The 23912-nt window shown below is 52.3% G+C and carries 21 protein-coding genes; 19 read left to right on the top strand and 2 right to left on the bottom strand.

Features of this window, described 5'->3' with window-relative positions:
* Positions 1 to 7: 7 nt before the first annotated feature.
* A complete protein-coding gene (locus BLS58_RS06900; protein ID WP_090397350.1) occupies positions 8 to 1711 on the bottom strand; it encodes an Rqc2 family fibronectin-binding protein in 1704 nt (567 codons plus the stop codon).
* Between the two features lie 96 nt (positions 1712 to 1807).
* Here BLS58_RS06900 and BLS58_RS06905 point away from each other — a divergent pair, with 96 nt between their 5' ends.
* The 15 genes from BLS58_RS06905 (at position 1808) to spoVM (ending at position 18303) form a co-directional block, all read left to right on the top strand.
* Positions 1808 to 4501, top strand: coding sequence for a cation-translocating P-type ATPase (locus BLS58_RS06905; RefSeq protein ID WP_090397352.1), 2694 nt, complete (start codon positions 1808 to 1810; stop codon positions 4499 to 4501).
* A gap of 114 nt (positions 4502 to 4615) precedes the next feature.
* Positions 4616 to 5488, top strand: a complete 873-nt coding sequence (locus BLS58_RS06910) for a YicC/YloC family endoribonuclease (protein ID WP_090397354.1) — start codon at positions 4616 to 4618, stop codon at positions 5486 to 5488.
* Positions 5489 to 5510: 22 nt separating this feature from the next.
* Positions 5511 to 5771 (top strand): extracellular matrix/biofilm regulator RemA, encoded by a 261-nt coding sequence (gene remA / locus BLS58_RS06915; RefSeq protein ID WP_090397356.1) that lies wholly within the window; start codon positions 5511 to 5513, stop codon positions 5769 to 5771.
* Positions 5772 to 5807: 36 nt separating this feature from the next.
* Positions 5808 to 6422: a guanylate kinase gene (gmk, locus tag BLS58_RS06920; protein WP_090397492.1), complete on the top strand. Its 615-nt coding sequence runs from the start codon at positions 5808 to 5810 to the stop codon at positions 6420 to 6422.
* 3 nt (positions 6423 to 6425) lie between these two features.
* On the top strand, positions 6426 to 6626 hold the full coding sequence (gene rpoZ / locus BLS58_RS06925) for a DNA-directed RNA polymerase subunit omega (protein ID WP_425433672.1): 201 nt from the start codon (positions 6426 to 6428) through the stop codon (positions 6624 to 6626).
* Between the two features lie 158 nt (positions 6627 to 6784).
* Positions 6785 to 8011, top strand: a complete 1227-nt coding sequence (gene coaBC / locus BLS58_RS06930; RefSeq protein ID WP_090397359.1) for a bifunctional phosphopantothenoylcysteine decarboxylase/phosphopantothenate--cysteine ligase CoaBC — start codon at positions 6785 to 6787, stop codon at positions 8009 to 8011.
* Positions 7983 to 10382 carry a primosomal protein N' gene (gene priA, locus BLS58_RS06935; protein ID WP_090397360.1) on the top strand — a complete coding sequence of 800 codons (2400 nt, stop codon included), beginning with the start codon at positions 7983 to 7985 and terminating at the stop codon, positions 10380 to 10382. Before coaBC ends, priA begins: the two co-directional genes overlap by 29 nt.
* Positions 10383 to 10397: 15 nt before the next feature.
* On the top strand, positions 10398 to 11348 hold the full coding sequence (gene fmt, locus BLS58_RS06940; protein WP_245723081.1) for a methionyl-tRNA formyltransferase: 951 nt from the start codon (positions 10398 to 10400) through the stop codon (positions 11346 to 11348).
* A complete protein-coding gene (gene rsmB / locus BLS58_RS06945) occupies positions 11332 to 12648 on the top strand; it encodes a 16S rRNA (cytosine(967)-C(5))-methyltransferase RsmB (protein ID WP_245723082.1) in 1317 nt (438 codons plus the stop codon). The genes fmt and rsmB overlap by 17 nt, the downstream gene beginning before the upstream one ends.
* A complete protein-coding gene (rlmN, locus tag BLS58_RS06950) occupies positions 12645 to 13715 on the top strand; it encodes a dual-specificity RNA methyltransferase RlmN (RefSeq protein WP_090397362.1) in 1071 nt (356 codons plus the stop codon). The genes rsmB and rlmN overlap by 4 nt, the downstream gene beginning before the upstream one ends.
* A 5-nt stretch (positions 13716 to 13720) precedes the next feature.
* Positions 13721 to 14467 carry a Stp1/IreP family PP2C-type Ser/Thr phosphatase gene (locus BLS58_RS06955; protein ID WP_090397500.1) on the top strand — a complete coding sequence of 249 codons (747 nt, stop codon included), beginning with the start codon at positions 13721 to 13723 and terminating at the stop codon, positions 14465 to 14467.
* On the top strand, positions 14464 to 16416 hold the full coding sequence (gene pknB / locus BLS58_RS06960) for a Stk1 family PASTA domain-containing Ser/Thr kinase (protein ID WP_090397364.1): 1953 nt from the start codon (positions 14464 to 14466) through the stop codon (positions 16414 to 16416). The genes BLS58_RS06955 and pknB overlap by 4 nt, the downstream gene beginning before the upstream one ends.
* Positions 16417 to 16434: 18 nt before the next feature.
* Entirely contained in the window at positions 16435 to 17298 is an 864-nt protein-coding gene (gene rsgA, locus BLS58_RS06965) for a ribosome small subunit-dependent GTPase A (RefSeq protein WP_090397368.1), read from the top strand.
* 3 nt (positions 17299 to 17301) lie between these two features.
* A complete protein-coding gene (gene rpe, locus BLS58_RS06970) occupies positions 17302 to 17946 on the top strand; it encodes a ribulose-phosphate 3-epimerase (protein ID WP_090397369.1) in 645 nt (214 codons plus the stop codon).
* 276 nt (positions 17947 to 18222) lie between these two features.
* Positions 18223 to 18303, top strand: coding sequence for a stage V sporulation protein SpoVM (gene spoVM / locus BLS58_RS06975; RefSeq protein WP_090397371.1), 81 nt, complete (start codon positions 18223 to 18225; stop codon positions 18301 to 18303).
* 175 nt (positions 18304 to 18478) lie between these two features.
* Here the strand turns inward: spoVM and rpmB are convergent, their stop codons facing one another.
* Positions 18479 to 18667, bottom strand: coding sequence for a 50S ribosomal protein L28 (gene rpmB, locus BLS58_RS06980; protein WP_090397373.1), 189 nt, complete (start codon positions 18665 to 18667; stop codon positions 18479 to 18481).
* Positions 18668 to 18817: 150 nt separating this feature from the next.
* Here rpmB and BLS58_RS06985 point away from each other — a divergent pair, with 150 nt between their 5' ends.
* Genes BLS58_RS06985 through recG form a run of 4 tightly spaced genes read left to right on the top strand, consistent with a single transcriptional unit; the run spans position 18818 to position 23861 of the window.
* Positions 18818 to 19180 carry an Asp23/Gls24 family envelope stress response protein gene (locus BLS58_RS06985; protein WP_090397375.1) on the top strand — a complete coding sequence of 121 codons (363 nt, stop codon included), beginning with the start codon at positions 18818 to 18820 and terminating at the stop codon, positions 19178 to 19180.
* Positions 19181 to 19200: 20 nt separating this feature from the next.
* Positions 19201 to 20904: a DAK2 domain-containing protein gene (locus BLS58_RS06990; protein WP_342705504.1), complete on the top strand. Its 1704-nt coding sequence runs from the start codon at positions 19201 to 19203 to the stop codon at positions 20902 to 20904.
* A 23-nt stretch (positions 20905 to 20927) separates the two neighbouring features.
* A complete protein-coding gene (locus tag BLS58_RS06995; protein WP_090397377.1) occupies positions 20928 to 21788 on the top strand; it encodes a DegV family protein in 861 nt (286 codons plus the stop codon).
* A 30-nt stretch (positions 21789 to 21818) separates the two neighbouring features.
* A complete protein-coding gene (gene recG, locus BLS58_RS07000) occupies positions 21819 to 23861 on the top strand; it encodes an ATP-dependent DNA helicase RecG (RefSeq protein WP_090397379.1) in 2043 nt (680 codons plus the stop codon).
* Positions 23862 to 23912: the final 51 nt, after the last annotated feature.

The following is a 23912-nucleotide window of genomic DNA, read 5'->3' on the forward strand; positions in this document are numbered from 1 at the left end:
GTCTTTCCTACTGTCGCAAAGCCCGCACCGTCTCACCTTCCGGCGTCACAAATACGGTTTTTTGCTCATCATAGGTGACGAAGCCGGGTTTGGCTCCGTTTGGCTTTCGCACGTGGCGAATGAGCGTGTAGTCGACGGGGACGGACCCCGATTCACGGGCTTTCGAGTAATAGGCGGCGATTTGTGCGGCTTCCGACAATGTGTCGTCCGAGAAGTCTTCGGCGCGGATGACGACGTGGGAACCGGGAATGTTTTTCGTGTGCAGCCACGTGTCGGTTCGTCGCGCGAGCCGGCCTGTCAAGTATTCGTTTTGCTTGTTGTTTTTGCCGACGAGAATTTCGATGCCTTCGCTTGATTCATACTGGTCGAGGGCCGGTTTATGGTTTTTCTTTTTTCGTTTTTTCGTGCTTTTGGCTTTCAAATAGCCGCCTTCTTCCAGTTCGTCGCGGATTTCGGCGATGTCCTTGGCTTCGATGCTATCCAACTGTTGCAGGAGGCTATCGAAATATTCGATTTCACGATGCGCGTTTCGTCGCTGTTTTTCCACGGCTTTGCGGGCATTTTTGGCTTTGTTGTAGCGGTGAAAATAAGCCTGGGCATTGTCGGCCGCCGTCTTTTCCGGATCGAGGTCGATCTGAATCGTCGGCGCCTGTTCATCGTAGTAATCGGTGACTTCCGCAACACTGTCTCCGGGGCGGATCGTATGCATATGCGCGGTGAGCAGTTCTCCCAGCTTTTGATTTTCCAGGCCTTCTTCCGCACTTTCAGCCGTTTCTTTTAGTTTTTCCAGCTTTTTCTCATTTTTATCGCGGTGATTACGGATAAACCTTTCGAGGTCGAAGGCTTGCTGTTTGATGCGGTCGCGGTCGGCTTTGCCTTCGTAGAACGCGTAGATCATGTCGTTGCTGCTGTCGAATGTTTTCTTTTCACCGTCGACATGCGTGAGGTCGATAACGTGAAAAAACTCTTTTTTGGCGTCGCGCACGATCGTTGGCTGCAGCTCAAATCGCTTCATCGCCTCCATGACCTGTAAAAAGCCATTGACGAGCCGTTCCCGTTGGCCGATACTGGCCCGATGCACGATTTCTTTGGCGAGAAGGGGCGACATGCCGGTGAAATTTTGAAAAAGTTGCCGGTCGAGTTTCCCCTGATTAAAATCGAGCGTCCTCAGCACCGTCTCTTCCGTTGCCTCCAAAGCATTCCGTTTTCCCTGATCCGGCGGCGCTTCATACGTACGCCCCGGCAAAAGGGTACGATAACGGTTGATGGAGGGCGGAACATGTTTCATACAGTCTACGATCCTGTCTTCCTTATCGATGAGCAGCAAGTTGCTGTGCTTGCCCATCAGCTCTACGACGAGACGTTTATTTTCACGGTCGCCGATTTCGTTCGTGCCTTCAATATGCAGCGTCGCGATCCGTTCGAGTCCGTCCTGTTCGATGGCACGCACAAATCCGCCTTCGAGATTTTTTCGCAGCATCCGGCAAAACATCGGCGGTTCGGCAGGACCTTCGCCCATGCCGGGACTAAAGTGCAGGCGGGCAAAACTCGGGTGTATGGAAAATAAAATCGTATGGTTGCGCCCGCCTGCACGAACGGTCAGATAAATATCCGTCGTCGTCGGCTGTTTTATTTTGGTTACTCGTCCGCCTGTAAGCGTTTCCTGCCATTCATGGAGAACGGCACGCAGGACGAATCCGTCATAAGACATGGCACTCCCCCTTTCCGGGCATTAACAGTATAGCATGTTTGCCCCACTTGCTGAATAGGATGAATGAGAAGTCCAGGCTGTGGGGTGTAAGAAGAGATGAAATGGCATCAAATCGATCCTTATGCGTTGTACAAGTCTTTAAATACCGATATTGGCACGGGCTTAGACGAACGGGAAGCCGGGCGCCGCCTGCAAAAACATGGGCCCAATCAATTACTGGAAGAGACGAGGACGCCTTGGCCGATCCTTTTTCTCGAACAGTTCAAGGATTTTATGGTCTTGATTCTGCTCGTGGCGACGTTCATTTCCGGGTTGCTCGGGGAATATATAGATGCGCTAGTCATTATCGGCATCGTCATCGTCAACGCCCTCCTCGGCTTTGCCCAGGAGCGGAAAGCGGAACGTTCATTGCATGCGCTCAAGGAATTGTCGGCGCCGGAAGTGACTGTTTTACGGGCAGGCAAATGGCAAAGCATCCCGTCGACGGAAGCGGTTCCCGGCGATGTCATTCAATTGGACAATGGTGATCGCATCAGCGCGGATGTTCGTCTCGTGGAAACGATGCGGCTCGCCATAGAAGAATCCTCACTCACGGGCGAATCGCTGCCGTCTGAAAAAGACGCCCTTGCACTCGCAGACGATTCAATTCCCCTCGCCGACCAGCACAACATGGCTTTTGCAGGCACGATGGTGAGCCGCGGCCGGGGTAAAGGGGTGATCGTCGAAACGGGCATGAAAACGGAAATGGGCAAAATCGCCCATTTACTGCAGTCGACGGAAACGATGATGACCCCTCTGCAGCGAAGACTCGATCAATTAGGAAAGATTTTGATCATCGGCGCGCTCTTGCTCACAGCGCTCGTCGTATTCCTCGGGATCATCCAGGGCCAACCGATGTATCAAATGTTTCTCGCTGGTGTATCGTTGGCGGTGGCGGCGATTCCTGAAGGATTACCGGCTATTGTCACCGTGGCCCTCGCCCTCGGCGTCCAACGGATGATTCGCCACAAAGCGATTGTCAGGCGTCTCCCCGCCGTGGAAACCCTGGGCTGCGCGTCGGTGATTTGTTCGGATAAAACCGGGACGTTAACGAGAAATGATATGACCGTGACCAAACTTTGGACGTTCGCAGAGGAATGGGACGTCGCGGGAGAAGGGCTCGATGCCACATTTTCCCGCGCTCAGAAAGCGTCCAGTCCCACTGAGAGCAAGGATGTCCACGCTTTACTTTACAATGGTCTGCTTTGTAACAATGCGGAAATGATCCGGGAAGATATGTCCAGGCATTCGCAACTGCAAAAGCACGGGGACGTGGAACTGAATGGGGAACCGACCGAATCGGCGCTTTTGCTGGCCGCGGCCCGGGCAGGACTATTCCCGGAAGAGGCAGAGCAAACCTATAAACGTCTCGATGAAGTGCCTTTTGATTCCTCGAGAAAGCGAATGACCGTCATAGTCAAAGACCGGCACGGTCATCGTTATGTCGTGACGAAAGGCGCCCCCGATGTTTTAATATCCAAGTGTACGAGCGCGCGCGTAAACGGCGAGACCCGTCCGCTCACGGAAGCGATGATCGCGGATTGGAACCAGACGGTCTCGCGTATGGCGAAACAAGCCTTGCGGACGATCGCGATCGCAGTCAAGCCCCTTCCCGGGAGCGGGAGTTATCAAGCGACCGATGTTGAAAATGAGATGACCTTGATCGGCTTGCAGGCGATGATGGACCCTCCCCGTTCCGATGTGAAAGAAGCGATCGAACAGTGCCGGGAAGCAGGCATCAAGACGGTGATGATTACCGGAGACCATGTTGAAACGGCGCGAGCGGTAGCCCTCGATCTTAATATGTTGCCGACTCACGGTGAAGTGATGTCCGGTCAACAACTGGATGCCCTGGATGATCATGAGCTGCAAGCGCTAATCGGGAAAACTTATGTGTTTGCGCGCGTATCGCCTGAGCATAAACTCCGCATTGTCAAAGCCATCCAGCAAAATGGGCACGTCGTGGCGATGACCGGTGACGGCGTGAACGACGCGCCTGCGTTAAAAGCCGCGGACATTGGCGTGGCGATGGGGAAAACCGGTACCGATGTGGCTAAAGAAGCATCCGCCCTAGTGCTCGCGGACGATAAATTTTCAACCATTAAAGCGGCCATTGAAGAAGGACGGAATATCTATGATAACATACGAAAGTTTATCCGCTATATGCTCGCCTCCAATGTCGGGGAAATTCTCGTCATGTTGTTCGCGCTTTTACTTGGACTGCCGCTGCCACTCGTCGCGATTCAAATCCTCTGGATTAATCTCGTCACCGATGGCCTGCCGGCCATGGCACTCGGCGTCGATCGCGCCGAAAGCGATGTGATGAAACGGGCTCCCCGCGATCCGCGGGAAGGAGTTTTTGCCCGCGGCCTCGGGAGCAAGGTGATGACACGGGGGTTGCTCATCGGCCTCGTCTCTCTTGCTGCATTTGTCATTACCCTGTACGGCACGGGCATCCCGGAACTGACACACGCGCAAACGGTCGCTTTCACGACGCTCGTCATGGCGCAACTCATTCATGTTTTTGATTGCCGCAGCGAATATTCCGTTTTCCACCGCTCTCCCTTTAGCAATAAACCATTGTTACTCGCGGTCCTGTCATCAGTCATTTTAATGTTGGCCGTCATTTACGTACCGATGTTGCAACCGATTTTTTACACGACGGCGCTTTATGTCAATGATTGGCTGTTAATCCTTGCCCTTGCCGCCCTTCCGACGGTTGCCCTCGGTTGGTCGGGATTGCGAAAATAAAAAAAGTTCAGGAGCCTCCCGCCAGAAGCAGGGGGCTCTTTACTGTGGGGCGAACCGACCCTTGTTGTCAGCGCTTAAATTGTTTAAAATAATAGGAGTGGACGGTGATGAACGATGGTGACGAGTATGACCGGTTACGGCTCCGCAGAAGAAGCCGTTGGCGAAGAACGACTAAACATTGAAATGAAGAGCGTGAATCATCGCTTTCTCGAGATTCAGTTTCAGTTGCCGGCGGCTCTCCGCGCCCGGGAAGAAGAGGCCCGCAAGATCGTTAACGACAAAGTGGCGAGAGGCAAGGTGGAGATTATCGTCACTCATACCGGTGGTCTGGGCAGAAAGAAAAGTGTACGAACCGATTGGGATCTGGTGCAGCAATACTTACAGGAAGCCAGGCATTTTCAACATTTGGATGCGTTTGACGGAAAACTATCCCTTAGCGACTTTCTTCTCGATCCGAATATCGTTTCCATTCATGAAGAGACAACAGAAAATGACGAGGCTGCGCGCGCGTTCATGAGAGCACTGGAAACTGCGAGCAGGCGATTAACCGAGATGAGAAGTGAAGAAGGCCAGCTGCTTTTGGAGGATGTCAACAGCCGCTTGCAGCATATTTCGCAATCACTGGAGGCGTTGCACGAGCATATTCCCCGTGTGCAGAAACGTTACCAGGAGCGTCTGGAAAAGCGTATGAAGGCGCTCGCCGAAAACGTCGATGAAGAACGTTTGTTGACCGAAGTCGCCGCCTTTGCCGAGAAAAGTGATGTGACCGAAGAGTTGGTTCGCCTGAAATCGCATGTCAAACAGTTCAGAGAGACGTTGGCAGACACAGGACCCATCGGGCGTAAACTTGATTTTATCACTCAGGAAATGAGCCGGGAAGTGAACACGATCGGCGCCAAGGGCAACGACCAGGAGTTGTCAAAACTAGTCATCGAAATTAAGAGTGCACTTGAAAAAGTGAAAGAACAGGTGCAAAATATCGAATAGAGCGAGGAAATGAGGGTTACCATTGAGTATTAAGTTGATCAACATCGGTTTTGGAAATATCGTTTCCGCCAACCGTATCATTGCGATCGTTAGCCCTGAATCCGCGCCGATCAAACGCATTATCCAGGAAGGCCGGGATCGCAATATGCTTATAGATGCGACCTATGGGCGGCGCACGCGGGCAGTGGTGATCGTGGACAGCGATCATGTTATCCTTTCGGCTGTACAACCGGAAACCGTCGCACAACGCTTATCGACGAAAGATGATAATGATGAAGATTAACATTTAGCGAGATTGTCGATGGAAGGATGAACCATGTTGAAAAAAGATCACGGGCTGCTCATCGTTCTTTCCGGACCTGCAGGGGTGGGAAAAGGAACGGTATGCAACGCGTTGCGTGAAGTCGATGATTCGATTTTTTATTCCGTTTCTGCAACGACACGCGCTCCGCGCGAAGGTGAGAAAGACGGTGTGAATTATTTTTTTAAAAGCGAAGCCGCTTTTAAGGAAATGATCGCGAACAACCAACTGCTGGAATGGGCCAAGTATGTGAATCATTATTACGGAACTCCGCTGCAGTATGTGAACGACACGGTCCGTTCGGGGGCCGATATCATTTTGGAAATCGAGGTTCAGGGAGCGGCCAAAGTACGGGAACGTTATCCGGAAGGGGTGTTTATCTTTCTGGCGCCTCCTGATCTGTCTGAACTCCGCAAACGCATCGAAGAACGGGGCACAGAAAATACGGAACTCATCAATGAGCGCATGTCGGTCGCCCAGGCAGAAATAGAAATGATGGCCCAGTATGACTATGTCGTTGAAAATGATAAAATTGAAAACGCGGTAAAAAGCATTCAATCTATCGTTTTGGCCGAACACTGTCGCAAAGAACGTGTGATTGATCATTACCGCCAATTCGTGGAGGTGAAATAACCCATGGCAATGATTTATCCATCGATCGATTCATTACTGGAAAGAATCGATTCCAAATATTCCATCGTGTCGATCTCAGCGCAACGCGCGCGTGAACTTCAGGAAGGCCATCGGTCCACGCTGGCAAAGCCCGCGTCCAATAAACTCGTCGGTGTGGCGCTGGAAGAGATCTACGAAGGAAACCTAACCGCTAAACGCGACTAATGACCGTCCCGTGTTGGAAAGCAGCACGGGATTTATTTATCCCTGAGCCGCGTGAACTCTCCGCCGGCCCTTCAACACGTCCAATCGACATTCATCGCTGTATTTCGACGCCCGGGATGGTATAATACGGGAAAAGGAGCTGGGAAAGGAGTCCAACGATGAAAGACAGGAACATTCTACTCGGAGTGACCGGCGGGATCGCGGCTTTTAAAGCGGCCGCGCTCGCTTCAAAGCTTTCACAGGCAGGTGCGAACGTTAAAGTGATCATGACCGAGGGGGCGCGTGAGTTTATCACGCCCCTCACCTTTCAGGTCGTAACACGGGAGCGTGTCTATGTCGATACGTTTCTCGAGGAAGAAGTGGACAAGGTTGCCCATATTGATGTGGCCGATTGGGCGGATGATGTGCTCATCGCGCCGGCGACGGCCAATTTTATCGGAAAGTATGCCAATGGCATCGCCGATGATATGCTCACGACAACATTGCTGGCAACAAAGGCCCCCGTCTATATCGCGCCGGCCACGAACGTAAACATGTACGAACATCCCGCCGTCGTCCAGAACATTTTGACGCTAGAGTCGCGCGGTGTCGGTTTTATCGAACCCGGCAGCGGCCATTTGGCTTGCGGATGGGTCGGAAAAGGCCGCATGGCGGAACCCGAAGATATTTTCGCGATGATGTCGAAAGTTCAGCGTCCGACTATGCCGTATTTAAAAGGAAAGAAGGTACTCATTTCCGCGGGGCCGACCCGTGAAATTATCGACCCCGTTCGTTTTTTGTCCAACCGGTCTTCCGGAAAAACAGGCTTCGCCCTCGCGGAGGCGGCCCAGGCCCAGGGGGCGGAGGTCACGCTCGTAAGCGGGCCTGTCCAATTGCCCACACCCCCGGGTGTGGAACGGATCGACGTCACTTCCGCAAAAGATATGCTGGAGGTGATCGAGCCGCTATTTGCGAAGATGGATCTCGTCATTAAGACGGCGGCCGTCGCAGACTATACACCTGCTGAAACATACGCCCACAAGGTGAAAAAAAGCGATGGTGATTTAACGATCAATATGACCAGAACGACCGATATCCTCGGTGAACTCGGCCGTCTCAAGGAACAGCAGGTGCTCGTCGGCTTCGCGGCCGAGACGGATCAGCTGAATGCATATGCCGAGGCCAAGATTAGCGAAAAGAACCTGGATATGATCGTCGCCAATGATGTCAATGAAGCCGGCATCGGTTTTGCCAGTGATGATAATCAAATCACCATTATTCGTCGCGATCGTGACATGAAGACATATGAAAAACAAAGCAAGGAAGATTTGGCTTACCTTTTACTGGAAGAAATCGAGCCGCTCTTTGAGGGAGTCGATGAACGTGTACGCGAAAATCATCGTTGATGTGCCGACCGGCGGGACCGACCGTCCTTTTGATTATTACTTGCCGGAGGAGCTGGCGCGGGCCGCCGAAAGAGGGATGCGCGTGCTCGTTCCGTTCGGACAACGAAAACTGACCGGCTTTATCGTCGACATCGTAAGTGAAACGTCGGTGGAAAAAGTGAAAAATGTCTCTGAACTGCTGGATATCAAACCGGTGTTAAACGAAGAATTGTTGCGCCTGGGTGCCTGGTTGGCGAAAGAGACGATCTGTTTCCAAATCACCGCTTTGCAGGCGATGATTCCGGCGGCCATGCGTACGAAAGCTGTAAAAAAACTTGCCGTAACCTCCGAACGAGAGCAGTTGCCCATGAATGTGCAGGCGTTATTCGGACAGGCGCACGAATTGGCCTGGGCAAAGGTTCCGAAGGATGCCCGTATCCTTCGCGATATTCGGACGGCGATTGCACAGCGGCAAGTGACGGAACGGTTTGAAGTGAAAGGCCAGGCTGCGCCCAAAAAAGTGAAAGCTGTGATGCTACTCTCCCGAGAGGGAAATACGCCGGACACAACGAAGCAACAAGAGACGCTCGCCTATCTCGCCGAACACTACGGCCCGTCCCCTGTCGCTGTCCAGACGTTAATGCAACAGGCTGACGTCTCCCGCTCCGTTGTGCACACGCTCGTGAAGCGCGGATTTTTACAGGAAACAGAGCTCGTCATCGACCGCAATCCTTACACGGCTGTAGAAGGGGACGGAAGCGAAGAAAAGGCAACGCTTACCGCTGATCAGTCCCATGTGCTCACACAGGTGGAGGAAAAAATGGCGCATTCGCAGGCGACGCCCATGCTTTTACACGGCGTAACGGGAAGCGGGAAAACGGAAATCTATTTACAGGCTATTGACCAGGTGATTCGTGAAGGACAAGAAGCGATCGTTCTCGTCCCGGAAATTTCCCTGACCCCACAAATGGTCGGACGCTTTAAAAGGCGTTTCGGCGCGAACGTGGCCGTGCTGCACAGCGCGCTCTCCGTCGGGGAACGTTTCGACGAATGGAAAAAAATTCAGGAACAAAACGTACAAGTCGCCGTCGGCGCCCGCTCAGCAGTTTTTGCCCCGTTTACGAACCTGGGGCTGATCGTTATCGATGAAGAACACGAGAGCACGTACAAACAAGAGGAGCATCCGCGCTATCACGCCCGCGAGGTCGCGCTCTGGCGCAGCGAATACCATAGCTGCCCGGTGCTCATGGGCAGCGCGACACCGTCAATGGAAAGTTATGCGCGCGCCGCCAAGGGGGTCTACCGGCTCCTCTCCTTGCCCGAACGGATCAACGAAAAGCCGCTGCCCGCCATTGAGGTCGCCGATATGCGTAAGGAAATGCGGGAAGGGAATCGTTCCGTTTTTTCCACCTCGCTCCTGGATAAATTGCGCGATCGCATTGAAAAGGAGGAGCAGGCCGTCCTCTTTTTAAACCGGCGGGGCTTTTCCACGTTTGTCATGTGCCGAAATTGCGGATACGTGGGGATGTGCCCCCATTGCGAGATTTCCCTTACATATCACCGCCGCGACCGGCAGTTGAAATGTCATTACTGTGGCCACGAGGAAGGGGTATATGAGCGTTGTCCCGCTTGTGAAAGCGAGCATATTCGTTATTTTGGCACGGGCACGCAACGGGTGGAAGAAGAATTGCAGCAGCTGCTTCCCGAAGCACGTATCATCCGCATGGACAACGATACGACCAGACAAAAAGGTGCGCACGAGCGGCTGTTGAAACAGTTCGGCAGAGGTGAGGCCGAGATTTTGCTCGGCACGCAAATGATTGCGAAGGGGCTGGATTTTCCGAACATCACCCTCGCAGGCGTGCTAGCGGCAGACACGCTTTTGCATCTCCCCGATTTTCGCGCCCAGGAGCGAACGTTTCAATTGCTCACGCAAGTGAGCGGCCGGGCGGGCCGGGATGAAAAAGCGGGGGAAGTCATCATTCAATCGTACACGCCTGAACACTACGCGATTGAACTCGCACGTGCCCACGATTACCTGTCTTTTTTTAAAAAGGAACTGGGGCAGCGGAAACAAGCGGGTTATCCGCCCTATTTCTATCTCACGCTGATTACGTTTGCCCATCCGACTTTCGAGACTGCCATGAAAGCCGGGAAGCATGCGGCCGCTGTCCTTCGTACCCGTCTCGGTGACGATGCGATTGTGCTTGGGCCGACGCCGTCGCCGATCGCGCGCATCAAGGATAGATATCGCTGCCAATGCATGATAAAATACAAGGATGAACCAGCGTTAACAGACCTTTTGCATGATTTATTTACCTACTATCAAAAAGAATTACAGCAGGACCAAAGGTTTATGACCATAGATCGGAATCCGAGCATGTTTATGTAGGAGGGAAGCACGGACGTGAATATTGTTTTTATGGGAACGCCTGACTTTGCCGTTCCGATTTTGCGGATGCTAGCAGAAGAAGAGCATACGATTCTGAAAGTCGTTACGCAGCCGGATCGCCCGAAAGGTCGGAAGCGAACACTTGCCAAATCCCCGGTGAAGGAAGAAGCGGAAAGGCAGGGGCTGGAGATTTTACAACCCGAGAAGCTTAAAGATGCGGTGGCGGAAACACTGCAGCCGAAGCCGGATGTAATTATCACCGCCGCTTACGGACAGTTGCTTCCGGAAGCGATCTTAACAGCCCCCCCTTACGGCTGTGTGAATGTCCATGCTTCCCTGTTGCCGAAATACCGGGGCGGCGCCCCCATTCACCAGGCTGTCATCGACGGGGAAAAAGAATCAGGCGTGACCCTTATGTATATGGTGAAGAAACTCGATGCCGGTGATATGCTCGCGCAAGAAGCGGTCCCCATTGCTGACACGGACACCGTCGGCACGCTGCATGACAAGTTAAGCACCGTCGGTGCCGAGCTGCTCCGAAACACGCTGCCGAAGATACCGGCGAACACGGTCGTGTCCGAGCCCCAGGATGAAGCGCAGGTGACGTATGCGCCGAACCTTTCGCGCGGGAGCGAACGTATTGACTGGAAGCAATCTGCCGAAGCTGTGTATAACCACATTCGCGGGATGAACCCATGGCCCATCGCCTATACCTATTGGGGGAATGACCGGTTAAAAATCTGGAGCGCAGCCCTTACCGATGAGCGGTACGAGCAGAAAAGCCCGGGCGAAGTTGCCCTTATCACGGGTACGGCCATCATCGTTGTTTGCGGGGATCAATATGGTTTGATGATTCAGGATCTGCAACCCGCCGGCAAAAAAAAGATGACGGTCGGCGATTTCTTGCGAGGGCAGGGAGAATCCCTGGCGACAGGAGAGATATTCGGTCATGGCGAAAACGACTAATCATACGCCGCGCATGAACGCGGCCCACATCCTCGATCGCGTATTTTTCGAAGAGGCTTATAGCCATCTCGCCTTGAATGAGGCGCTGCAGGACAGCTCTCTCTCGGAAGTTGATAATCGTTTTGTAACCGAAGTCGTCTACGGAACGATTAAACGCCTGAATACGCTCGATTATGTTTTAGAGCAGACGATGAAACAACCGTTTCGAAAAACCGATCGCAGAGTCAAAACGATTCTCAGAATGAGCGCTTATCAATTGCTGTATATGGATCGGATCCCCGAGCGCGCCGCCATTAATGAAGGCGTTGAACTGGCGAAACGCTGGGGAAGAGGCGGACTGAAAGGATTTGTCAACGGGGTGTTGCGAACCGTTGCCCGTCAAGGTCTGCCTGATTTTAAGCGCATCTCCGATCCGGTGCAACGCATCGCTCTTGAGACTTCGCACCCGGAATGGCTCGTCCGCAAATGGGTACAGGCGTATGGCGAGGACGTCTGCCGCGCGATGTGTGAAACGAACTTGAAACGCGCGTACACGACATTGCGGGTCAACCGCTTGCAAACGGACCGGGATACCCTGCAGAGAGACTTGCAAGCCGAGGGTATCGAGACGTCTGCGGGAAACCTCAGTCCGGACAGTTTAATCGTGACGGAAGGACAGGCGATGCACAGTGCCTCGTTTGCCAAAGGCGCCTTTTCTTTTCAGGATGAAAGCTCTATGCTCGTGACGCAGGCGCTCGATGTCGAAGCGGGGCTGAATGTCCTCGATGCCTGTGCCGCTCCGGGCGGAAAAACGACATATATCGCTGAACGGATGTACGACGAAGGGCAGGTGCTCGCCAATGATATCCACCCTCATAAAAGCATGCTGATTGAGCAACAAGTACAGCGGCTCGGTCTAGAGAGCGTAACGACGCGAACAGAGGATGCCACCGACCTTGACGACACCTTTGAAGCTGAAACGTTTGATCGCGTGCTCGTTGACGCTCCCTGCAGCGGGCTCGGTGTCGTGCGCGCAAAGCCGGACATTAAATGGCAAATGAATCCGGAGCAGATAAAAGAACTATCGGCGTTGCAGCTTCGCATTCTGGAGGCGGCTGCTTATGTATTGAAACCGGGCGGGACGCTTGTCTATAGCACATGTACCCTGATGCCGGAGGAAAATGAAGAGGTGGTGGACGCTTTTTTACAAAAGCACTATACATCGTTTGCCAAGGATGAAGTAAGATCTATTTTTCCGCAGCAATATGATAGCGATGGATTTTTCATAGCTGCCATGACGAAAAGAGGTGACAAGAGATGAAAACCGAAACGAGCCCGGCCCTAAAACCTTCCTTGCTATCGCTCACATTTGCAGAGATCCAGGAATGGATGATCGAACAGGGTGAACCGTCCTTTCGGGCCAGGCAACTGTTCGAATGGTTGTATCAAAAACGGGTGGAGAGCTTCGACGAGATGACGAATGTGCCGAAATCCTTGCGAGAGAAACTTCAAGAAGCGTTTACACTAACGAGATTGAAAGAAAAAATGCGACAAACATCCAGCGACGGCACGGTCAAATTTTTATTTGGCCTGGAGGATGGCTATTCCATCGAGACGGTGCTCATGCGTCACGATTACGGCAATAGCCTGTGTGTGACGACACAGGTGGGCTGTCGTTTAGGCTGTACGTTCTGTGCCTCCGGGCTGGGAGGTTTGCAACGGAACCTGGAAGCCGGAGAAATTGTCGCGCAAGTGCTCGATGTCCAACGCGCGCTTGATGAGACGACGGAACGGGTCGATTCCATCGTTGTGATGGGCATCGGGGAGCCTTTTGATAATTATGATGCCTTGATGGCTTTCTTAAGAACAATCAATCATAACGAAGGTTTGAATATTGGCGCCCGTCATATTACCGTTTCCACGAGCGGGATGGTGCCGAAAATCTACCGATTCGCCGATGAAGGCATGCAGATTAATTTTGCCGTTTCCCTTCACGCGCCAAACTCGGAGATCCGGGGACGTTTAATGCCGATTAACCGGGCTTTCCCGGTCCATAAATTAATGGAGGCGATCGATTACTACCAACAGACAACGAATCGCCGCGTCACGTATGAATACGGGTTGTTCGGCGGGGTGAACGATCAAGTCGAACACGCCGAAGAACTCGCGGATTTAATCGGCCATACGAAAGGGCACGTCAATTTAATCCCGGTGAATGACGTACCTGAACAAGACTATGTCCGCTCGACACGGGAAGATATTTTTGCCTTTGAACGCACGTTAAAAGCGCGCGGCATTAATGTCACGATCCGTCGGGAACAAGGGCATGACATCGATGCTGCCTGCGGGCAATTGCGCGCGAAGGAACGGCAGAAGGAAACGGGGTGAAGCAGATGGAAGCGGTGTTCAGAACCGACGTGGGTAAAATGCGCGCCCATAATGAAGATGCGGGGGGAATATTCGACGATGAAGATATGACCCTGGCGCTCGTGGCCGACGGTATGGGTGGGCACAAAGCCGGGGATGTTGCGAGTCAAATGGTTATGGAGGCGTTGCGGGAAGCCTGGAAGCAGCGTCCGCCGCAGCGAGGCGAGATCGACGCGTGGCTAAAGGCCGAAATTAAAAAAGCGAACTATGCCGTTTTTCAAAAATCGCTGGCAGACGACGCTTTTAAAGGCATGGGGACGACGCTGGTGGCTTCAGTCATCTACGACAACGCCATGATCATCGCTCATGTGGGGGACAGCCGAGCCTATCGTTTTCACTCTTCAACGTCGGAACAATTAACGAGTGACCATTCCCTCGTGAATGAAATGGTAAAAACGGGGCAACTGCCGTCCGAGGAAGCAGAAAATCACCCCCGAAAAAATGTGCTCACCCGTGCCCTTGGGACTGTAGAAGAGATCGACGTGGACATCAGCGAATTTGATTTTCCGGACACTGCGACGTTATTGCTTTGTTCGGATGGACTGAGCGATCGACTTGGACAAAAAGATATAGAAGAAACCTTGCGCAGCAAAAACACGGTTGCTGAAGCTGCCGATGCCCTCATACAGGCAGCGCTTGATCGTGGCGGCGAAGACAACATCAGTCTCATCCTCGCTCACCGTGATATGAACGAGGAGGGGACCGATTCATGATTGGCGAGCGTATCGATGGACGTTATGAGGTGAAAGCCTATATCGGCGGCGGGATGGCCCATGTGTATCGTGCCCGCGACATCATTCTTGAACGGGACGTCGCTGTCAAGGTGCTGCAGCCCCAGCACGCCGAGGATGACGAGTTTGTGCGGCGCTTTCAGCGGGAGGCGCGGGCAGCCACGAGCCTTGTGCATGCCAATGTCGTTGATATTTATGATTTGGGCGAAAAAGACGGTCTTTTTTATATTGTCATGGAATATGTAGGAGGGAACACGCTAAAGGAAAAGATCGTAAACGAGGGGGCGCTGTCTTTTCCGGAAACGATGCGCATTTTTTCCGAATTGGCAGTGGCGATTGCTTACGCTCATGACCAGGGTATTATTCATCGGGACCTGAAGCCGCAAAACATATTGCTTGATGAAGATGGAAGCGTGAAAGTGACTGATTTCGGGATTGCGCGCGCGTCTTCGGCAGCGACGATCACCCATACGAATTCAGTGCTCGGATCGGTTCATTACTTATCTCCGGAACAGGCACGCGCGGGGACGCTGACAGCTAAAACGGATATATACGCCCTCGGGGTTATTCTTTTTGAAATGGTCACGGGTCTGCTTCCTTTTAATGCGGATTCGGCCGTTTCCATCGCGCTCAAGCACTTGCAGGAGCCCTTTCCGAATCCGGGCGACTTGCGCGCTGACTTGCCCGGGAGCATTAACAATATGATTCGGAAGGCGACAGCCAAAGACCCTTTGCGACGCTATGAGAATGTTGAAGAGATGCGGCAGGATGCAGAAACGGCTTTATTGCCGGAGCGGTTTCATGAACCGCCGATAACTGTAGATGATAGTGATGAAGAGAGCACGCGGCCGATCCCCGCCGTTGGCCCCCATCAAGATGTCGAAGATACGAAAGTGGCGAATGGTGAAGGGGACGAAGGAGCTTCTGAAGAAGAGCCCGGGGATGATGGAAAGGAAAAAAAGAAACGAAGGTTTTGGAAGATCGCAGGGCTTGCTCTCTTGCTGCTTCTGGCTATTATCGCCGCGTTTACGGTCGTTCCTGCCTTATTAAGCCCTGATGAGGCTGACGTTCCCGAGCTCGTCGGCTCCCAGGAAGAAGAGGCGACCACGCAGCTGGAGTCGTTGGGGCTGGAAGCTGATACCGAGTATGAATTTCATGATGTGGCAGAAGAAGGGGTTGTTTTCAATCAGGATCCGGACGCAGGTCGGACGGTGCTTGAAGGGCAAGCCGTGACACTGTTTGTGAGCGAAGGCCAGGAAACGGTGGAGATGCCTGACGTTGAAGGCTTACAGATTGAGCAAGCGGTTGAAGAGTTGGAAGACTTCGAGGATGTGGATGTCACCTCCGAACCAGCGGAGAATGTCGCTGCCGATTTAGTGATGGAACAAAATCCGAGTGCCGATCAAGAGGTCGTCCCCAATGAAACGACGGTGCAGCTCGTCTACAGTGAAACCCCGGAGATAACGCTTGAAGATTTAACCGGCACGACTCAGGAAGGCGTCGATAATTATTTGGAGTCGAACAACCTAAACGGTTCTTTCCAAACGAACCATTCCGATTCTGTACCGGAAGGGAGTGTCATCTCTCACGATCCCGGTCCGTATGATACCGTTGAAGAAGGCGATGAAATAAACTTTATCGTCTCTGATGGTCCGCCTCCGGAAGAGGAAGAAGAGGAGCCGGTGCAAACGGTGGAAGCGGTCATTCCCGTGGAAGTATCGGAAATGAATGATGATCAGGACGTTTTTGAGATTGAAATTGAATATGAAGATTCTACGACTGACGGAACCGAGGTCTACGAAGAAGAGGAAATCACCTCATCGACGACGTATCGCGTCCCCCTTGAGGTCACCCCGGATACCGACGGGTCGTATACGTTGTATGTGAATGGGGATGAAGTGCAATCCAATTCATTTTCATATGAAGACTGAGTCATAAAAGGAGGTTCCATGCAGGAAGGGCAAATTGTGAAAGCAGTCGGCGGTTTTTACGATGTGAAAAATGACGAGGGGATTTTTAGGTGCCGAGCGCGCGGTTTATTCAGAAAACAAAATATCAAGCCATTGGTCGGCGATTACGTCGCGTTTGCAGATAACTACGTTCAAACAGTAGAGCCGCGCACGAACGAGCTGCACCGGCCGCCGATCGCCAATATCGATCAGGTTTTTCTTGTCTCCTCCATTACGAAGCCTGCCTTTTCGGCGTACTTGCTTGACCGCATCCTCGTCCACGTCGAGGCTTTGAATGTCGCGGCTGTCATTGTGGTCACGAAACAGGATATAGCGACAGCGGAAGACATGGACACATTTAACGCTTATCGGAAAATATATGAAGATCTCGGCTATCCGGTGACCGTCGTCAGCAGGGATGATGATGAAGACCGGCGCACGTTATTGCCTTATATGTACGAGCGCGTGAGCGTTTTGGCCGGACAGTCCGGGGTAGGAAAATCCGCCCTTTTAAATCGACTCGCGCCCGAGTTGCAACTGGAAACCGGAGAGATATCCGAGGGGCTGGCCCGTGGAAAGCATACGACGAGACAAGTGGAATTGTTAAGTGTCGGCGGCGGACGCGTGGCCGATACCCCGGGCTTTAGCTCTCTCGATTTCACCGGCATCGAGCCGGCGTTGGTCCAGGATTGTTTTCCGGAAATTAGCGAAGCCAGAACAGAATGCAAGTATCGGGGCTGTACCCATCGAAAAGAGGACGGCTGTGGGGTGAAAGCGGCCGTTGAAAGAGCGGACATTGCGCGCAGCCGTTACGAGCATTACCGGCAATTTTTTAATGAAGTTGAAGAGAGCAGGAGGTATTAAGCGATGGTGAAAATAGCCCCTTCAATATTAGCAGCCGATTTTACGTCATTGAAAGAAGACATTGTATCGGTAGAAAACGCGGGAGCCGATATGATTCATGTCGATGTGATGGATGGTCATTTCGTGCCCAACATTACGATCGGCCCGCTGATCGTGGAAGCGTCGCGACGTTCTACCTCGTTGCCGCTGGACGTTCATCTCATGATCGAACAGCCGGAAGCATTCATCCCGGCGTTTGTGCAGGCCGGCGCAGATATGGTGACCGTTCACGCGGAAACGTGCCCCCACTTACATAGAACGATCCATTTGATCAAGGAGCAGGGCGCCCAGGCGGGGGTGGCGATTAACCCCCATACCCCTATCGAGGGGCTTAAGCATGTGCTGGAAGATATTGATTTGGTTTTGCTGATGACGGTTAATCCCGGCTTCGGAGGCCAATCATTTATCCACGGCGTCTTGGAAAAAATATCCTCTGTCGAAAAAATGGCCGCCGACGTGAATAAAAACCTTTGGATCGAGGTGGACGGCGGGATTGATCAGGAGACGGCCGCGTTATGCAAACAAGCGGGCGCGAATCTTCTCGTCGCCGGCTCCTATGTATTTAAACACGACGATCGTCGGGAAGCCATCGAGCGATTGCGGGGGTGAAGGGCGTTCCGGCCAACAACAGTGAGCGTGGGATCACCCCGTCCGAGTGAAGCCAAAAACCGTGGATAGCGTCCGGCGAATGGCGCCACCCTAGCTCCTTCATGCCCCTGGCCGCGTTATTTTCGCCCTCCCTTCACCACGCCACAGTAAATCCCCTTAAAATTCCTGAAAAAAATAATGTACTATTTCGGCTATGGTGAATATACATATAGAAGAATCCGTATGTGCCGTCACTGATTGTCCTTTCTTAAAGCTGGCCTTCAAGGAGGAATAGTAATGAAATTTTATACGATCAAGCTGCCGAAATTTCTGGGAGGAGTTGTGCGCGCGGTTCTCAGTTCTTTTAAAAAAGAATGACAGAGAGAAGGAAAAAGCACCGTTGCGCCGGTGCTTTTTTCGGCAGGTAAGAAAGTATAAACCACTTTCTTATCTTGCATAAGCGCAACTAAGGCTTATCGCCTTAAAGGCATGGCGATGAGCCAAGTTTTCTTTAATTCCCGTCCCCCAGCAAAAAAAGCCGGCGGTCAGCGCTTTAAACGCGCGTGACTTTGCCGGCTTTCAATGCTTTCGTGGAGACATATTCACGTTTTGGCTTTCCGTTTACCATAATGCGAACTTTTTGTACGTTGGCGCCCCAGCGGCGTTTCGTTGCATTATTTGCGTGTGAACGTTTATTTCCGGATGAAGGACCGCGTCCGGTTACGACACATTTTCTTGACATTAATATAACCCCCTTTATCTCGCTTCAGTCATTACACCCCAATATATTAGCACATCGCGGGGCTTTATATCAATGCTCATTGTTGGAAAAACAAAAATATAGTATGATAACAGTAGTTCACCATGTTGAGGAATGAATAGGAGGATGGTTATGGCTCTTGAAATGAATTCTCAATTGGGATCCATCGATATATCCAGGGAAGTGGTGTCCACCGTTGCCGGAGGGGCCGCCACCGATTGTTACGGCATTGTGGGGATGGCCTCACAAAAACAAATCAAGGACGGAATATCCGAACTCTTAAGAAGGGAAAATTTTTCTCGTGGTGTCGTCATCCGTGAGATCGACGATGACCTTCATATCGATATGTACATTATTGTCAGTTATGGGACGAAGATATCGGAAGTGGCTTATAATGTGCAGACGAAAGTGAAGTATCAACTGGAACAAATGCTGGGACTTACAGTAGAATCTGTGAATATTTTTGTGCAGGGCGTGCGCGTAAGCAGCCCTTAGTAAAACGGGGTGGATGAACAGTGACGACGAATATTGACGGTGAAACGCTAATCGATATGTTTGCCGGTGGCGCACAAGCCCTTGACCGGCATGCTGAACGCGTTGATGCGTTAAACGTTTTTCCGGTACCGGACGGCGATACGGGAACCAATATGAGCTTGACGATCCGTTCCGGTGTAAAGGAGATGCGGGAAGGAGAGGATTTTCGGGCTCCGGAAGTGGCGAAACGCTTTTCCAAGGGCTTGCTGATGGGCGCACGCGGCAACTCGGGCGTTATCCTTTCCCAATTGTTTCGCGGTTTTACAAAAGGAATTGAAAAAAATGAAGTGGATGGGCATGCGTTCGCAGCCGCTTTTGAACATGGCGTCGATACCGCTTATCGCGCGGTCATGAAACCGGTGGAAGGGACGATGCTAACGGTAGCCAAAGACGTTGCAAAAGCAGCGAAAAGAGAAGCGCGCAAGCATAACGATGTCGATGCCGTACTCACGGAAGTGATTGCTGAATCGAAGCGTTCTGTAGAACGAACTCCCGATTTACTCCCGGCCTTAAAGGAGGCTGACGTGGTTGATTCGGGCGGCCAGGGCCTGGTGCATATCTATGAAGGCATGCAGGCGGCCTTAAGAGGCGAGGCGACAGCCGAACCATTGCCCGAGCAACAGCCTTCGATGGATGAGCTCGTGCGAGATGAACATCATTATGTTCAGGGCGAAATGTCGGCAGAGGATATCGAGTTCGGCTATTGTACGGAACTTATGATCCGCTTTGACGAGGAGAAAACAAAAGAGAACCCATACAATGACGAAGATTTCCGCGAAGCGTTAAGTGCGTATGGAGATTCTTTGCTCGTCGTGAGCGATGAAGATTTACTCAAAATACATATTCATGCCGAACATCCTGGGTATGTGATGAACGAAGCACAAAAATACGGGGAACTCACTAACGTTAAAATTGAAAATATGCGGGAACAACACGCGGAGCTCTCTTCGATGCACGCGGAAGCGCAAAAAAACAAGCAAGAGGCTGCGGAGCAGGAGCCGCCCGGCGACGAACAGCAGGAGAAGCAAACGTATGCCTTCGTTGCTGTCACGATGGGCGGTGGGGTTGAAGAGTTATTTAAAAGTATCGGGGTCGACGTGATCATTGAAGGCGGCCAGACGATGAACCCCAGTACCGAGCAAATTTTTGAAACCATTAACCGTTTGCATGCCGACCATGTTTTTATCATTCCCAATAACGGGAATATCGTTATGACGGCGCAACAGGCAGCTGACGAGTGTGAAGAGGTTGACGTTCGGGTGATTCCGACGAAATCCGTTCCCCAGGGTTTGGGGGCCATGTTCGCTTTTAATGAAGAGCAGGATGCAGAAACGAACGAACAGGCGATGAACGAGGGCCTTTCCGAGGTGAAAAGCGGGCAGGTGACGACGGCGATCCGTGACACCACCATTGAGGGTATTGAAATAAAAGAAAACGACTACATGGGCATTGTCGAAGATAACATCGTCAGTTCCGGAGAATCCCTGGAGCAAACGCTGCAAAAAGTCGCCGCATCCTTGATCGATGATGAGATTGAAATGGTCACCATTATCGTCGGCGAAGATGCGGACGAAGACTGTACACAAGCGCTCGTCGATCATATTGAGGACCAATATGATGAAGTGGAAACGGAAGTGCATGACGGCAAACAACCGCTCTATCATTATATTATCGCTGCCGAGTAAAAGCGAGGGGAGAGGGGATATATATGGCAAGCGTAAAAGTGGTCACCGACAGTACTGCTGATATACCGAAAGATTTGGTGGAAGCATTGGACATTGCTGTCGTTCCGTTAAAAGTGAATTTCGGGGAAACGGAAACGTATACGGATGGGGAAACGTTAACGCCGTCAGGTTTTTACGAGAAGCTGCAAAACAGTGATGAGATACCTACGACCTCCCAACCGACACCGCATGATTTTGAAACGTTGTACCGTGAGCTGGCATCTGAGGATACGGTCATCTTTTCCATTCATTTATCCGCGCAATTAAGCGGTACTTACCAGGCGGCCACGATCGCCGCGGAAGAAGTGGACACAAGCGTTGAAGTTATCGATTCCAAAGGGGCAAGCTACGCGTTCGGAATCATCGTGACCGATATCGCCCGCCTGGCTCAAAACGGAGCAAACAGCGATGAATGTCGGGAGCGACTGCAGCAGCTCATGCAGGATACGAGTGTTTTTTTCATGGTCGACACCCTCGACTATTTGCAAAAGAACGGCCGAATCGGCAAAGCATCGGCACTCGTAGGGTCCCTTCTTAAAATGAAACCGATCCTTTCGCTTACGGATGAAGGCGAAATCTATCCCTATGAAAAAGTACGCGGTCGGAAAAAAGCCTTTGACAGCATCGTGTCCCATCTTGAACAAACCTACGGAAATCAGCCTGTGCAACTCGGCGTTATGCACGCGGTCGCCGGCGATACGGCCGAAACGATTACCGCACAAGTGCGGGAGAAACTTAATGTCGAGACGGAAGTGACAGCGGAAATCGGGGCCGTTGTCGGTGCCCATGTCGGTCCGGGAACGATAGCCGTTACAGTAGCTCCAGCAAAAAACGATGATCAATAATTTTTCAAGCGAGGGGTTCCTGGAACAATCATGACTACTTTACAGTTGCAAACAGGTGTAGAGGCATTGAAAGGCGTAGGGGCAGAAATGAAAAAAGATCTGGAACGCCTCGGCATCTTTACATGTGAAGATTTGCTTTGGCACTTGCCCCATCGGTATGAAAATGTGGAAATCCGACCTGTAGAGGAATTGGAACATGACGAACAGGCTACCCTCGTCGGTACCGTTCAGGGGCCGCCTGCGGTCAGGCACTATGGTGCCAAGAAAAACCGCCTGTCTCTTCGCCTCTTTACGGGTGGTCATCTCGTGCAGATCGTTGCTTTTAACCGCGCGTTTCTCAAGAATAAACTGCAACCGGATACGACCGTGACCGCTACCGGAAAATGGGATCGATATCGCGCGGTGCTCACGGCTCAACGCCTGGAGGTCGGGGAACCTGACGAAACGCGTGCCTATTCCCCTGTCTATCCCATCTCCGGAAAACTTAACGTCCGGCAACTGGAACAATGGATCAAGCAAGTGCTCCAGCAAGAAGTGTTTCCGCCGGAGGTGCTTCCTTTGTCGATAAGAGACAGGTACAAACTGCCCGCGATGGCCGAGGCCCTTGTCGCGCTCCATCAACCGGAAAGCGCCCAAGCCTTGAAAAATGCGAGACGTCGCATCGTATACGAAGAATTTCTGCGTTTCCAATTGCGCATTCAGGCCTATAAACGCACACGCAGGGAAAGCGAGCGGGCGGTGCCGCTAAACATCAGTGCCGAAGCCACCCAACCCTTCACAGAAAGTCTGCCGTTTTCGCTTACCCATGCCCAGAGACGGTCGCTGCAGGAAATCATGAATGACCTGCGCGCTGACTTTAAAATGAACCGACTGTTGCAAGGGGATGTCGGTTCCGGGAAAACCGTCGTCGCAGCCTGCGCGATGTACGCGGTTGTCAGTGCAGGTAAGCAAACCGCATTAATGGTTCCGACCGAGATCCTCGCCGCCCAGCATGCGGAGAGCCTTGCCGATTTTTTTCACCCCTATGGCATTGAACTCGCGCTTCTCACCGGTTCGACAAAAACAGCCCGGCGCAGGGAAATCCATGCGGGGTTGGCGAATGGCACGATTTCGGTGATCGTCGGTACCCATGCCTTGATCCAGGCGAGCGTGCCTTTTCAGGATCTTGGCCTTGTCATCACCGACGAACAACATCGCTTCGGAGTGGAACAAAGACGAGCCTTAAGGGAAAAGGGCAATCCGGACGCCCTGTTTATGACCGCCACGCCCATTCCGCGAACGCTCGCGATTACCGCTTACGGGGATATGGATGTCTCGCGTATTGATGAACAGCCGTGCGGCCGTAAAGACGTGAAAACGTACTGGGTAAAGCCGGATATGCTCGAGCGGGTCGTTGATTTTGTCCGTAAAGAAACGGACACGGGAAGGCAGGCGTATCTCATTTGCCCCCTGATTGAGGAGAGCGAGCAACTGGACGTGCAAAATGCGGTGGATCTCCATGCTCACCTGCAAACGCTATTGCCCGCTCATCATGTCGGCCTCCTGCATGGTCGCTTACCCACTGAAGATAAGGAAGGGGCCATGGATAGCTTCACCAAGGGCGACATGGATGTCCTCGTCGCCACAACCGTCGTCGAGGTGGGTGTCAATGTCGCGAACGCCACGGTTATGATTATCTATGATGCGGACCGGTTTGGCCTTTCGCAGCTCCATCAACTTCGCGGCCGGGTCGGGCGGGGAGCCGAGCAATCGTATTGCATTTTGCTAAGTGACCCCTCTTCGGAAACGGGAAAAGAACGCATGCGGATCATGACCGAGACGACGGATGGGTTTATTTTGGCGGAAAAAGACCTGCAGCTGCGTGGCCCGGGAGATCTGCTCGGCCAGAAGCAAAGCGGCATGCCTGACTTTCGCCTTGCCGACCCTGTTCATGATTACAGAGCCCTGGAGACGGCACGCCAAGATGCCAGTGCGCTCCTGGATTCGGACTCATTCTGGCATCATGCCGACTACGAGCCGCTCCGCAATGATTTAGAGGAGACCGGGGCGATCTCCGGAAAAAAATTGGATTAAAGAGAGAAACTTGAATTTAACCTGGCGATGATTCAAACTACAGTTAGGACC

This window comes from Natribacillus halophilus, assembly GCF_900100185.1.
GTDB classification, from domain to species: Bacteria; Bacillota; Bacilli; order Bacillales; family Marinococcaceae; genus Natribacillus; species Natribacillus halophilus.